Source organism: Psychrobacter sp. BI730, from assembly GCF_013414195.1.
Taxonomy (GTDB): Bacteria; Pseudomonadota; Gammaproteobacteria; order Pseudomonadales; family Moraxellaceae; genus Psychrobacter.
The window spans coordinates 49,230-62,241 of the sequence record NZ_JAATTV010000015.1; the positions used below are offsets into that span (position 1 = coordinate 49,230).

Consider the following 13,012-nt stretch of genomic DNA (forward strand, 5'->3'; position numbering starts at 1 on the left):
TTTCAACGCTAACCTCTTAACCTTTATGCTTTACATCTGCATAGACACAATAGATAAACTTATCTAAAAACAAGCATACAGAATCGCTCTACTTATTCGTCTTGCACACTGGTAACTTATACCAATCCCAATAATTAAAGTTGCGCCCAAGTACGAGTAGTTAAAGACCGAAACCTCTGTGGCTGTTTAAGCAGATTATTCCAAGCCAAGCAAGCAGCATCGACAATAGCCTCATAACTTTCATAACAACGATTAGATAGCTCATTTTGCTTAAGGTACTGCCATATTCTTTCAGAGGGATTAAGCTCAGGTGAGTAAGGCGGTAATCTAAGCATAGTGACATTGCCCTGATTCAAGCTTGGTTGATGCCACAATGCACCGTCCATCACTACGACCGCATGGCGTCCTTTTGGTACGGCTTTACTAATCTCAAGCATATGCAATAACATTGTATGTTTATTGACTGAAGGCAATACTAAACCTACCGCCTCTGCTGTCGCTGGACAAAAGGCACCAAACAGATAAGCGGAATTAAACTGCTGCTGCTTGATCAGTCGAGGTCGCTCACCGCGGTAATGCCAAACTCTGGTCAATGACCCTTGTTGTCCTATTCGAGTTTCATCTTGGAACCATATATCTACGTGATCTAGGCTTACCTCAGTAGGTAGGGACGCCTCAACCTGTGCTATAAAGTTTTTTTAAAAGCGTCTTGAGCTTGTGGGTCTGCTTTTGGATGCTGACTACGAGCACTTATCCAACTCATATCAATACGTTTAAGCAGCTCGTAGATACCATTGACGGTATAGTGGGCGTTGTAATGTTCTTTAGCCAATTGCTGAATATCTTTACCGGTCAAACGACCGCCAGCTCGCTTGTCTTGTTCAGAGACTATCATGGCTTTAAAAGCGTCTGTGTCTGCTTCTGCCAGTTTACTATGCCGACCTTTGCGATGACGATCATAGAGACTCTCAAGTCCTCGTTCATGATATCGTTTCAAGGTACGCCTGGCAGTTTGAGGGTGAATACAAAGATCTTTGGCAATATCGTTAGTGGCTTTGCCTATACTATATTGGTATAAGATAAGCAGGCGTAGGCGGGCTCTGGGGTTACTCTCGGTCTTTGAGTGTTTGCCAAAGTCATGCTCTTCTAGGTTATGGATTGGTATAGTCATAAGTGGATTATACTATATATTTTGGGTTTGGTATTATAATCCTATGAATCAAAAAATATCAGTCAAAACGCAATATAAGCGTACTGATATTCACTTATACTATTGGAGAAAGTATCGATGACAACACTAAAAAATAAAGTCGCGATTGTAACCGGTTCATCAAAAGGTATCGGCGCACAGATAGCCTTATCACTTGCAGAATCAGGGGCTAAAACCGTCATTAATTATGCAAATGATGATTCAGCAGCCAATGATATCGTAAGTCAGATTAAATCCGCATGCGGTGAAGCCATTGCCGTTCAAGCTGATGTCAGCAATACCAAGCAAGTCGAAGCAATGTTTGATGCCACTATCAGCGCGTTTGGTAAGCCAGATATTTTGGTCAATAGCGCAGGTATAATGATTAATAAACCCATTGCCGAGACCACCGATGAAGACTTTGACCGTATATTTGCTATCAATGTAAAAGGCACGTTCAATACATTGCGTGAAGCCGCGACTAAACTCAATGACGGTGGTCGTGTTGTAAACCTCTCAAGTACGACCACTCGTATGCTGCTACCTAGTTACGGCACCTACTGTGCTACCAAAGGTGCCATAGATCAGCTGACCAGAATCTTCTCTAAAGAAGTTGGCGCGCGAGGAATTACAGTCAATGCAGTCTCTCCTGGCCCTACTGACACTGAGCTATTTCATCAAGGTAAAGCAGATGAAACGGTAGAGAGACTTGCTAGCATGTCACCGTTTAATCGTATCGGTGAACCAGTCGATATTGCTCATGTGGTAGCATTTTTGGTCAGTGAAGAAGCCGCTTGGGTTACTGGACAAAATATCGGCGCAAATGGCGGTATCGCCTAATATCGTAATGGCGATGCTCTATCAAAAATATGTTTTAATCAAATATCGAAATAGAAAGCTATATAGAAAGCTACCACAAAAAAAAGGACACCTCGCGGTGTCCCTTTTTTCAATCAAATACCTAGTCGTTAAAGATTACTCTTCAACGCCAGCATCTTGACCTTTATATTTTGCGTTTGCGTAATCCCAGTTCACTAGCTTGTCTAGGAACGTGTCAACATAGTCAGGACGACGGTTACGATAATCTACATAGTACGCGTGTTCCCATACATCACAAGTCAATACAGCGACTTGGTCATGTGCAAGTGGGGTGTCAGCATTAGCCGTTTTGGCGATTGACAATTTGCCACCGACTTTATCAGCAACTAGCCATGCCCAACCTGAACCAAACTGAGTCAATGCTGCGTTTTTGAACTCTTCACGGAACTTGTCGTAGCTACCGAAATCTTCTTCGATTTTTGCTTTTAGATCGCCAGTAGGTTCGCCGCCGCCGTTCGTTGGCGTCATGCAGTTCCAGTAGAACGTGTGGTTCCATACTTGAGCTGCTTGGTTGAACATACCTTGCTTGCTGTCATCTTTAGCAGTCGCTACGATGATTTCTGGCAATGTTTTATCTTCTAGACCAGAACCTGGTAGCAAATCGTTAAGCTTAGTCACGTATGCATTATGATGCTTGTCGTGATGATACTCTAGCGTCTCGGCACTGATATGTGGCTCTAGTGCGTCTTTTGCATATGGTAGGTCTGGTAAAGTAATGTTTGACATAATTATTTTATCCTTGCTGTTTAGCCGTTAGTTTATAAAAACTTGCTTATAGAAACTGAATTTTACGCTATTTTTACACCGCAAAAAACACTATAAAATAGCAGACTAAATTGGCTGAGTTTATTGTTTGAAATGAACTTTATCGCTTGATACACAGTACTGCTCAATACAATATCACGTATCATTATGAATCCAAAATCAACCTGTCGGTTACTTATTGCTATTATTCTTCGTCAAAAAGCCAAGTCTCTGACTTTATAGACTTTTATTAACTTAATATTCACAAGCCATAAGATATAATTCACTGTAGCTTGTCTCCTATTATAGCAATAGCAACCAATAATATCAGTTACCAAATGTTATAGCCCGTACAATCTACATAGCGATTGGTTATTTATTAAGCAGGAATTGCACGCACTCCAAACTCATGCGTTATCATTATTAGTATAACTACTTCAATCGTCAAATAATTTATCGATTAGCGCTACAAAAGATAAATAAAGCCCACTCGAATGATAGTTTTTCATCATCTTTATATAATGGACTGACTCTATGAGCACCACTGATACCTCGTTAACTGCTACCCATCCGACATCTGGCAACCAATGGGTACTGGCTAGTAACAATAAGGGCAAATTGGCTGAGTTTAAACGATTATTTGCCGAAGCGAACTTGGACGTGACGATTGTCCCGCAAGGTCAGCTCGATATCGAAGACGCCATCGAGGATGGTCTAAGCTTTGTGGAAAACGCCATTATCAAAGCGCGTCATGCCAGCCGTATCAGCGGATTGCCTGCGATTGCCGACGATTCAGGCTTGTGCGTACCAGCATTGGGCAATGCACCCGGCATTTACTCTGCTCGCTATGCAGGCGAGCACGGCAATGATGGCAAAAACAATGCAAAGCTCATCGCTGACTTGCAGCCTATCCGAGCAGCGAAGCCAGATGCTCCTATTAAAGGTACGTTCGTTTGCGTACTGGCAATGGTGCGTCATGCCGATGACCCGCTACCGATTGTCGCCCAAGGATTATGGCATGGCGAAATCTTGGATACGCTACATGGTGACGGCGGTTTTGGCTATGATCCATTGTTTTGGTTACCTGACTTGCAAGCCAGTGCGGCTAGTCTAAGCGCTGCTGATAAAAACAGCATCAGCCATCGTGGTCAGGCAATCCAACAGCTATTGGCGCAGCTACCTTTATAAGTATTTGTAGCTGTTCTATCCATAACTATCCGTAAGCGCGCTCAATGCTCATAATGCGCTTGCAACCTTATCGCTGTTTCTTGTCCGTTATCTGATTTATTGAATACGAATCTGGCTAAATTTTTATATAAAATTAAGCCATACAAGAGTAAGCAACATAAGGAAACATGCTGTCAAAGAGATAATTTTTACTTTAATAAACAGATAGATTATACTGTTCTACTTTTAAAATTTTGTTGAAATCCGTTATTTGGCTGTATAATTCACCAAAAAGCGTTATTATGCGGTGCATTAACGGTTTATTATCGATATTTGATAGCATGGACAACCTCAGCAGGTTCACCTTTTGGTATCAGCGGCGATTGCTACTGGCACTGAATTTGACGTTGTGCGCTATCGCTATCCCCTATTTATTTCAACGGCAGCCCGTCGTACATGCTCGTAATTTGAGGCGCGGTCTGTCTATTACAATTTAACCCTAAGTACTATTTCATTAATCAAACGTACTACTTAATCCTAAAGGTGTAATTAACATGGCTACAGATTTACAAGTCACAACCAATAAGCTATCTAATAAAGAAACCCAGCTAACGGTTAAAGTGCCCGTTGAAAAAATTCAAAACAAAGTTGAAGGCCGTATTCGCCAAGTTGCGAAAACTGCCAAGATTGACGGTTTCCGTAAAGGTAACGTCCCTATGTCACACATCCGCTCTCAGTACGGTGCTGGCATTCAACAAGAAGTTATCAACGATGTCATCCGTGATACTGTATTTGAAGCGATCAAATCTGAAGACATCCGCGCTGTTGGCATGCCTAACATCGACGACGTAAAACTTGAAGACGATTTCTTGGTATATCAAGCCACTGTTGAAATCTTCCCAGAAGTTGACGTACAAGGTATCGATGAGATCGAAGTTGAGCGTCACACTGCACAAGTGAGTGAAGAAGACGTTGATACTATGATCGAAAACCTACAAAAGCAACGTGAAGAATTCGTTGAGAAAAAGGGCATGGCTGCGAAAGACAACCAAGTGACTTTTGACTTTGAAGGCTCTATCGACGGCGAAAAATTCGAAGGCGGCTCTGCTGAAGACTTCAAACTAGTTATCGGTAGCAACCAAATGATTCCAGGTTTTGAAGCTGGTATCAAAGGCATGAAAGCTGGCGAAGAAAAAACTATCGACGTAACTTTCCCAGAAGATTACCAAGCTGAGAACCTAGCTGGTAAAGAAGCTCAGTTCAAAATCAACGTAAAATTGGTTGAAAAATCTAAGCTACCTGAAATCAACGAAGAGTTCCTTGAGCTATTCGGCGTAAAAGAAGGCGGCGTTGAGAAGTTGAAAGAAGACGTACGCAAAAACATGGAACGCGAAATCAAAAACGCTGCGCGTAGCCAAGTTAAGCAAGCGACTTTTGACGCATTATTAGAAAAGAACGAGTTTGATGTACCAAACGCTATGCTAGAGCAAGAAATCGAGCGTCAACGCAACATGATGATGCAACGTTTTTCTCAGCAGTTCGGCGCAAATGCTGATAGCTTCGATAAAGACATGCTGCCAAATGAGCTATTTGAAGAGCAAGCGCTACGTGCTGCCCGTCTTGGCATCATCGTTGCCCGTGTTATCGATACTAAAGGCCTAGAAGTAGATCAAGAGCGTGTAGAAACCTTCATCAAAGAAGCCGCTGAAAACTACGAAGATCCAAGCGAGGTCATCGAGTACTACACCAATGACAAGCAGCAGCGCGCTAACATTGAGTCTGTCGTACTAGAAGACCAAGTAGTAGATTATTTGATCGCTCAAGGTAAAGTAACTGACAAAGAAGTTAGCTACCAAGACTTGCTAGCTGCTCAGCAACAACAGCAGCAAGCAATGTAGTTGATACGACAAGCTGTCTTTTGAGATATGCTGTAGTCGGTTATCAAAACTAAAATGCGCCCCCGACCTTTTGATCGGGGGCGCATTTTTTATGTTGTTCGATAGCTAGATAAAATCAGTCACAACTATCGAACCTACAAACATCGTACTCGTACTGCAAAGCGCGCTTTATACTAAAACGGGTGCGAATACGGCGCTCAATCCTAGCAGCACTAGCCCGCGCTGTAACCATAAGCTATCACTAAAGCGTTGCTGCAACTGTTGACTAATCAGCGTACCAACTGCATATAGCGCTAGCATCGTGACCATCATCCCTGCATAAAAACCCAGCTGTCCGCTCATACCTACATTCGCTGGTACTTCCATCGCATGTGCCATGCCATGAAACACCGCCAAACCACCAAAACCAAACAATGACAGCTGCTGAATGCTTGGCGTGCGTGCTGTATGAGTCTGCGCAGAGAATGCCTCTTGTCTACTTTTTTGGCTCATTAAGACCATAGCCAATACGACTACCGACAGTGATATCGCCACTTCAATCAACCCAGATGATGCAGCAAACGCGATACCGCCAATCAGTACGCCAGCCGTGCCCAATATCGCGCCTAATGACAACCCTGCGGTCAATGACATCATGCCTAAGCGCTGCTTTTGTAGCCCATAAAACAACATGCCCATACCTACGGCCAAAAACAGATGATCAAGGCCAGTCACTGGATGCATCAGTCCTGCTTGTAACGTACCTAAAGACGATGACGCTTGCGCGGTAGTCGAATGAATATGCCCTGAATGCGCCTGCGCCAATGACGGTAGCATTAGTGATGCCATCATCACAGCCGAACCAGAAACGATGTGACGAGCTGAGAGCACTTGTGAAAAACGAGATTTTTCGATGTGAAGACCTTTTGTATACTGTGTCATGCGGTTTTTCCTTATTCTTTATGTTTTAATGGTAAAAGCTCATCTGCTCTTTAGGCAAGCATGCCATGTTCTTTAATAAAGGCGATAATCTCATTTAGCCCATCACCCGTTTTCATATTGCTAAAAACAAAAGGTTTGTCGCCACGCATTTTTTTGGCATCGCGTTCCATCACTTCAAGCGACGCACCAACCATTGGTGCAAGGTCAGTCTTATTAATAATCAACAAATCAGACTTGGTAATGCCAGGTCCACCCTTACGAGGTATCTTATCGCCTGCAGAGACATCAATGACGTACAAGGTCAAATCAGACAACTCTGGGCTAAATGTTGCGGCTAGATTGTCGCCACCTGACTCAATAATAATCAACTCTAAACCTTCAAAAGTCGCTTGTAGCTCAGCAATCGCAGTCAGATTAATAGAAGCATCTTCGCGAATAGCTGTATGCGGACAGCCGCCCGTCTCTACACCGCGGATACGCTCAGCAGGCATGGCATCTTTACGGGTCAGAAACTCTGAATCTTCTTTGGTATAGATGTCATTGGTCACGACTGCCATATTGACCGTATCACGCAGGTTTTGGCATAGTCTTAATGTCAAAGCAGTCTTACCACTACCAACTGGCCCGCCAATACCAAGGCGTAAGCACGATAAGGCAGAAGATGGTTTCTGGCTATCACTATCAGTTTGTACATCTGATGCAACATTAGAGTTTTTTGGTTTGAGCGGAGTTAGAGACATATTAATTTCCTAAAACAGTTTGTATATTAATAAGTATAAATAGAAATAAAAGTACAGTTATGAGCGGAACAACCGACTGTATTGCTCCTCATGCATGCTTGAGAGAATAGCCAAATTGGGCAAGTTATTAGAGATATTAAGCGATTCATAGAGGTCTTGGCATAGCTGCTGACAGTCTGGTTCTTCACTTGTATCTAAGGTATCCATAGTATTTATCGATGTGATTAAAGCATCGAAAGCCTGTTGCACATTAGCGCTTAGAGCATCAACCTGAGCACCCAGATCGCTTTGCAATTGCCACAGGATACGCTGACCTGCCATTTGTCCTAGCGGCACTGTCTTCACAGCAGCGAGTACCATATTCTCTAATTGTGCAAATCCATAAGTAGTCATTGACTGCGCTAGTGGCAGCTGCCAATGCTGAGCAATATGAGCAAATAGCGGCAAAAATCCATCTTCAGGTATTTCGGCCGGTATGCCAAGATTCAATACTTCGTTTAGCCAAGACACCATCGCTTGTGCCAACTGCTGCGACTCCAGTACAAACTCTTTACTCTCGAGACCAGCGTGATAATCATGTGCTAGATTTGTCGCTAGCGCTTCATGACCTTGGCTGAGCGCGCACATTATTAGCCCTAATACGGGCAACTCGTAGCCAATCACTGCAAGCGCTAGATAGTCCTGCATAAATGTAAGCGTACTGGCTTCATCAGAGACAACCCCTGACTCAATCGCTGACTCCACACCTTGCGAATAGGTATAACTACCAATCGGCAAATTGCTCGATGCCAGCATCAGTAGCTGTCCAAGTTGGGTAGACTGAGTAGGCTGAGCACTGGTATTAACCATCATTTGAACGACCTACAGGCGCATCATGATGACTATGGCTATGGCTATGGTGATGTCCGTGGCTGTGGCTTTCGTCATGGCTATGACTTTTCTTATGACTATGAGAGTCACTATGCGAATGTGCATGGGAGTGAGCATGACCATGCGAATGCCCTTGTCCCGTTTGATAAGCGCCCGTTTCAGGCTCAAATGGCACTGAGGTAGACTCGATATGTAGACCAAGATTTTCTAACATTTGTGCAAGTACATGATCGTTTTCAAAATATAACGCATAGCCTGCATTACCCTGATCAAAACTGTGGTCAAACATCAATGGCACATGACGGTTGCCCAAGTGATAAGCGCCTTTCATTAGTAGAAAGTCATCGTCAGCCGTCACTTTGGTCACCGCTTGCGGCTTGGCGATGACTTGCATCAACTCCCCTGCTGCATTGATAAGGACATCATTTCCTTTTAGTACACCTGTACGAGGCAAGTCAACACCAACTGCCTCACCTGAAACAGTAATGGCTCTAAAGCGGGAATGCTGACGAGTATCAAAATCCAATAGCAGGTAATCATCGGCTTGATACTGTTCTACCAATTGTGCTTTTTGGGTATCGCTAAGCGTACTTAAACGGGTATTAAATATTTTCATTATTCTTCTCTGGCTGTTGTTGCTCAAACTATTGGTCAATAGTATTGATGGTAAAAGTATTGGGAATAAAGATACGATCTCATTCAAGAAACCAACTGACCATTGGCATACATGGTTTATGGCTCACTGTCTTAGAGAGCTCCTATAAACGTGCATCATAAGCTCTAAAATAAAAAATAACGCTGTGCCATGGGTAATACATCGGCTGGCTCACAGGTGAGTGTCTTACCATCAGCGCGTACTTCATAGGTCTCAGGATTGATATCCATATCTGGGCAGTAGCTGTTAAAGCGCATATCGCTTTTACGAATTTTACGGATACCGTGTACTGGCTGAATGACTTTGGTCAATCCAAGCTGCTTATCCACTTGTTTGTCGATCGCCGCTTGCGACATAAAAGTAATGCTGGTTTGGGCAACCGATTTTGGATATGTCGCAAACATAGGACGATAATGTACAGGCTGGGGTGTGGGAATAGAGGCATTGATATCACCCATCGGTACTGCAGCAATGAGCCCACCTTTTATAATGCATTCAGGCTTTACCCCAAAAAACTTGGGCGACCAGAGCACCATATCTGCCCATTTACCTACTTCGATTGAGCCGACCATATCGCTGATACCGTGAGTAATCGCAGGGTTTATTGTATATTTTGCGATATAGCGTTTGATACGGAAGTTATCGTTGTCCGTGCTTTGATCATAGTCTGTCAAAGTGATGTACTGTTGCTCATCCTCAATGGTCGCTGTTGCATCTGGTGCTAGATGACCACGTTGAACTTTCATTTTGTGCGCGGTCTGCCACGTGCGAATGACTACTTCACCTACTCGACCCATGGCTTGTGAATCGCTACTCATCATCGAGATGGCACCCAAATCATGCAAGATATCTTCTGCGGCAATGGTTTCTTGACGAATACGGCTTTCAGCAAAGGCCACATCTTCAGCAATAGCAGGACTTAGGTGATGACAAACCATCAGCATATCGAGATGCTCATCAATAGTATTGACGGTGTATGGGCGCGTTGGGTTGGTTGAAGATGGCAGCACATGCGACTCGCCAATAGCCTTTAGAATATCGGGCGCATGGCCACCACCTGCCCCTTCAGTATGAAAAGTATGGATACAGCGGTTTTTAAAAGCAGCGAGCGTACTTTCGAGATAGCCACTTTCATTTAAAGTATCGGTATGAATAGCCACTTGCACATCATAGTCGTCAGCGACACTCAAGCAGTTATCGATGGCTTGCGGGGTTGTACCCCAATCTTCATGTAGCTTTAGCCCTACGGCACCTGCTTCGATTTGTTCAGCAATGGGTTCTGGTACACTCACATTTCCTTTGCCCAGTAATCCGATATTCATGGGAATACTGTCCGTAGACTTTAGCATTGAGGCAATATGATAAGCCCCTGGCGTACAAGTAGTCGCGAGAGTTCCTTGAGCTGGCCCTGTGCCGCCGCCCAGCATCGTCGTAACTCCTGACATAAGCGCTGTCTCGCATTGCTGAGGTGCGATAAAGTGGATATGACTATCGACGCCACCTGCTGTCAGAATTTTACCTTCACCAGCTATAATCTCAGTAGCACCGCCAATCGCAATATCGATGGCAGGCTGGATATCAGGATTGCCCGCTTTGCCAATGGCACTGATACGACCATCTTTGATACCAATATCCGCTTTATAGATGCCTGTATAGTCAACGACTAATGCATTAGTAATAACCGTATCGGCAACTTCCGCGCCTAGTAATTGTCCTTGCCCCATACCATCACGGATGACTTTACCACCGCCAAATTTGACTTCTTCACCTTTGATTTCAATAGGCCTGCTGCTACTTTCACCACTTTGCGACGTATCTGCTTGGTCAACAGTAGTATCCTTATGACTGGTTAAATCTGCTTCAACCTGTAGCCACAGCTCGGTATCGGCAAGACGGACTTTATCACCTGTGGTGGGACCAAAATGCTCAGCATAAATACGACGACTGACTCGCTTCTGCGAAGTAGCAGTTGCCTTTTTATCAGTAACACTCTCTGATGCTTCGTCTGGATGAGCGGCGCCCATGACGCGCCCAGCAAAACCATATACATCTTGCTTGCCAGCGTATGCTACCAATTCTACTTCCCGCGATTGACCAGGCTCAAAACGTACGGCGGTTCCAGAGATAATATTTAGGCGAAAACCTCGAGTCTGCTCTCTCTCAAAACTCAAGGCATCATTGACTTCATAAAAGTGATAATGCGAGCCGATTTGGATAGGTCTATCACCAGTATTGCTGACACTGATGGTCTGCACCTGTCGACCTTGGTTTAAGATAATATCGCCATCTTGGATATGGTATTCGCCTGCTTGCATGGTAGCCGCCTTATTTTATAGTGAGCATTTTAGTGCTATAACAATGGTATACAGCGTTACACGATGGGATTATGTACCGTGACCAGTTTGGTGCCATCAGGAAAGGTTGCCTCGATTTGCACTTCATCTACCATCTCTGCGACACCTTCCATGACATCGTCAGCCGACAGATAAGTGGCGCCCTCACTCATTAATTCGGCAACTCTTTTGCCATCTCTAGCCCCTTCCATCAGCAGCATACTGATATAAGCGATCGCTTCGGGATAGTTAAGCTTAACACCGCGATTTTTGCGACGCTCAGCCACCATACCAGCCGTAAATAGCATGAGTTTATCTTTTTCTGTTGGGGTCAGGTGCATGACAATTCCTTGTTGTACTTATCATTATATTTATAGCAGATTAGGGGTTTTCAAAGCATTTGATATCGATTAAAAACAGTCGCAATATATCTTAATTTCATTATTAAAAGTGGCCGTATTAAGTATCCCAAATACGCGGACGACAAGGCTCAAGTTGCCACCAATGATCTCGTAAGACTTCTCTCAGCTGATAAAACGCTTCAAAACAACCGCGTACATCTGAGCCAATATAGCGGATATTGATCGCTTGGCAATTATGAGTGCAGTAGACAGGCAGTTGTGCTTGAGCAATAACTTGTCGCAATGCTGCTACAGTATTGTCTAGATAGCGGGTTAATGCCTGTTTGGTCGTGGCTAATGCCGTCTCCGTTGATTGCGTGGTTTGGGAGGCAGATAATGCACGGTTGTCATGTACATCGCTCAAACTCGGTACGGCCCAAAACGATCCATAAATATGCTGACCTGCCAGCCCCAAATTTGAGGAGAACCAGCGACTGCCAGCAGACTGATCTACACGTTCAGCAACGATAACCTTACCTTCTCGGTAGATATTTAATCCAGTATGGTAATGCCCTTGTAAGAACTGCTCGTCGTAAGCTTGCCGCCCAAATACGCTAATCTCCCATGTCAGCAAGCTAGAGGAATCAGCTAAATCAAAGCGACTCACTGCATGCATATTGGCTTCGTTATAAATGATACTCTCTTGGGGCAGCCATTCTAAACGGGTATCTGCTGCGAGGTTGGCTTGTACGTGTTGGCTCGCATAGGCAGCTATCTCGTCTTGGCTCATACTTCGGTGAGTAACGTCGTCGCCCAACGGAGCTTTATGTTTTTGACTGACGCTGTCTTTGCCATACCATTTACCTGCACCTGGTGTGGTGATAACAGCGTGGCTGCCACTATCTAAGTTTAGGTCTATGGACAGCGTATCGCCACCTGCGATACCGGCTGGCGGGTACAACATCAGTATGTGACAAATACCCTGCTGTACGCTTGGCTCAGGATACAGAGCACGCTGTACCATCAAGGCACCCGTATGCTTACGATGATAAAGCCGCGTTTTTGAGTTATCAGCCGTACCCTCTTTGGCCGTACTTGTCCTGCTAACAGTGTCAAAGCTTAATGCTAAAGAAGAGGCCCAACTCATTTTGTATACTCATTTACCAATTAAATATGTTTCAGTATTTTATGTGACAGCTATCATTTGCTATCCGTTAAGAACTCTATTGCCAATCGTTAATTACAGTTCATTAACTACAGTAACCTTAGAATAGT

General features: G+C 44.1%; 13 protein-coding genes. 3 read left to right on the forward strand and 10 right to left on the reverse strand.

The window, feature by feature from the left end; genetic code table 11:
- Positions 1–134: 134 nt before the first annotated feature.
- Both HCZ91_RS11415 and HCZ91_RS11420 read right to left on the reverse strand, forming a co-directional pair.
- The gene (locus HCZ91_RS11415) at positions 135–689 is read right to left on the reverse strand and encodes an IS630 family transposase (protein ID WP_179799522.1); all 555 of its coding nucleotides are present in this window, start codon (positions 687–689) and stop codon (positions 135–137) included.
- Positions 686–1,171 carry a winged helix-turn-helix domain-containing protein gene (locus HCZ91_RS11420; RefSeq protein ID WP_101211932.1) on the reverse strand — a complete coding sequence of 162 codons (486 nt, stop codon included), beginning with the start codon at positions 1,169–1,171 and terminating at the stop codon, positions 686–688. The genes HCZ91_RS11415 and HCZ91_RS11420 overlap by 4 nt, the downstream gene beginning before the upstream one ends.
- Before the next feature lie 117 nt (positions 1,172–1,288).
- Here HCZ91_RS11420 and HCZ91_RS11425 point away from each other — a divergent pair, with 117 nt between their 5' ends.
- A complete protein-coding gene (locus tag HCZ91_RS11425; RefSeq protein ID WP_179799489.1) occupies positions 1,289–2,029 on the forward strand; it encodes an SDR family oxidoreductase in 741 nt (246 codons plus the stop codon).
- 135 nt (positions 2,030–2,164) lie between these two features.
- Here the strand turns inward: HCZ91_RS11425 and HCZ91_RS11430 are convergent, their stop codons facing one another.
- Positions 2,165–2,794 (reverse strand): superoxide dismutase, encoded by a 630-nt coding sequence (locus HCZ91_RS11430; protein WP_179799490.1) that lies wholly within the window; start codon positions 2,792–2,794, stop codon positions 2,165–2,167.
- 552 nt (positions 2,795–3,346) lie between these two features.
- On the opposite strand from HCZ91_RS11430, the gene rdgB reads away from it, so the two are divergent.
- Positions 3,347–4,000, forward strand: coding sequence for an RdgB/HAM1 family non-canonical purine NTP pyrophosphatase (rdgB, locus tag HCZ91_RS11435; protein WP_179799491.1), 654 nt, complete (start codon positions 3,347–3,349; stop codon positions 3,998–4,000).
- Positions 4,001–4,533: 533 nt separating this feature from the next.
- Complete coding sequence (gene tig, locus HCZ91_RS11440) at positions 4,534–5,877, forward strand: trigger factor (RefSeq protein WP_179799492.1); 1,344 nt, start codon at positions 4,534–4,536, stop codon at positions 5,875–5,877.
- 168 nt (positions 5,878–6,045) lie between these two features.
- On the opposite strand, the gene HCZ91_RS11445 is transcribed toward tig, so the two are convergent.
- The 7 genes from HCZ91_RS11445 to HCZ91_RS11475 form a co-directional block, all read right to left on the reverse strand.
- Entirely contained in the window at positions 6,046–6,798 is a 753-nt protein-coding gene (locus HCZ91_RS11445) for a HupE/UreJ family protein (protein ID WP_179799493.1), read from the reverse strand.
- Positions 6,799–6,848: 50 nt separating this feature from the next.
- The gene (gene ureG, locus HCZ91_RS11450) at positions 6,849–7,538 is read right to left on the reverse strand and encodes an urease accessory protein UreG (protein ID WP_179799494.1); all 690 of its coding nucleotides are present in this window, start codon (positions 7,536–7,538) and stop codon (positions 6,849–6,851) included.
- Between the two features lie 57 nt (positions 7,539–7,595).
- Positions 7,596–8,390 carry an urease accessory UreF family protein gene (locus HCZ91_RS11455; protein WP_179799495.1) on the reverse strand — a complete coding sequence of 265 codons (795 nt, stop codon included), beginning with the start codon at positions 8,388–8,390 and terminating at the stop codon, positions 7,596–7,598.
- Positions 8,380–9,024, reverse strand: coding sequence for an urease accessory protein UreE (gene ureE, locus HCZ91_RS11460; protein ID WP_179799496.1), 645 nt, complete (start codon positions 9,022–9,024; stop codon positions 8,380–8,382). The genes HCZ91_RS11455 and ureE overlap by 11 nt, the downstream gene beginning before the upstream one ends.
- A gap of 164 nt (positions 9,025–9,188) precedes the next feature.
- Entirely contained in the window at positions 9,189–11,378 is a 2,190-nt protein-coding gene (gene ureC, locus HCZ91_RS11465) for an urease subunit alpha (RefSeq protein ID WP_179799497.1), read from the reverse strand.
- Between the two features lie 56 nt (positions 11,379–11,434).
- A complete protein-coding gene (gene ureA / locus HCZ91_RS11470) occupies positions 11,435–11,737 on the reverse strand; it encodes an urease subunit gamma (protein ID WP_057761815.1) in 303 nt (100 codons plus the stop codon).
- 118 nt (positions 11,738–11,855) lie between these two features.
- Positions 11,856–12,884, reverse strand: a complete 1,029-nt coding sequence (locus HCZ91_RS11475) for an urease accessory protein UreD (RefSeq protein WP_179799498.1) — start codon at positions 12,882–12,884, stop codon at positions 11,856–11,858.
- Positions 12,885–13,012: the final 128 nt, after the last annotated feature.

Coding starts and splice junctions, on each gene's coding strand:
- HCZ91_RS11420 (WP_101211932.1), bottom strand. CDS start 1,171: ATGACTATACCAATCCATAACCTAGAAGAGCATGACTTTGGCAAACAC.
- HCZ91_RS11425 (WP_179799489.1), top strand. CDS start 1,289: ATGACAACACTAAAAAATAAAGTCGCGATTGTAACCGGTTCATCAAAA.
- HCZ91_RS11430 (WP_179799490.1), bottom strand. CDS start 2,794: ATGTCAAACATTACTTTACCAGACCTACCATATGCAAAAGACGCACTA.
- rdgB (WP_179799491.1), top strand. CDS start 3,347: ATGAGCACCACTGATACCTCGTTAACTGCTACCCATCCGACATCTGGC.
- tig (WP_179799492.1), top strand. CDS start 4,534: ATGGCTACAGATTTACAAGTCACAACCAATAAGCTATCTAATAAAGAA.
- HCZ91_RS11445 (WP_179799493.1), bottom strand. CDS start 6,798: ATGACACAGTATACAAAAGGTCTTCACATCGAAAAATCTCGTTTTTCA.
- ureG (WP_179799494.1), bottom strand. CDS start 7,538: ATGTCTCTAACTCCGCTCAAACCAAAAAACTCTAATGTTGCATCAGAT.
- HCZ91_RS11455 (WP_179799495.1), bottom strand. CDS start 8,390: ATGATGGTTAATACCAGTGCTCAGCCTACTCAGTCTACCCAACTTGGA.
- ureE (WP_179799496.1), bottom strand. CDS start 9,024: ATGAAAATATTTAATACCCGTTTAAGTACGCTTAGCGATACCCAAAAA.
- ureC (WP_179799497.1), bottom strand. CDS start 11,378: ATGCAAGCAGGCGAATACCATATCCAAGATGGCGATATTATCTTAAAC.
- ureA (WP_057761815.1), bottom strand. CDS start 11,737: ATGCACCTGACCCCAACAGAAAAAGATAAACTCATGCTATTTACGGCT.
- HCZ91_RS11475 (WP_179799498.1), bottom strand. CDS start 12,884: ATGAGTTGGGCCTCTTCTTTAGCATTAAGCTTTGACACTGTTAGCAGG.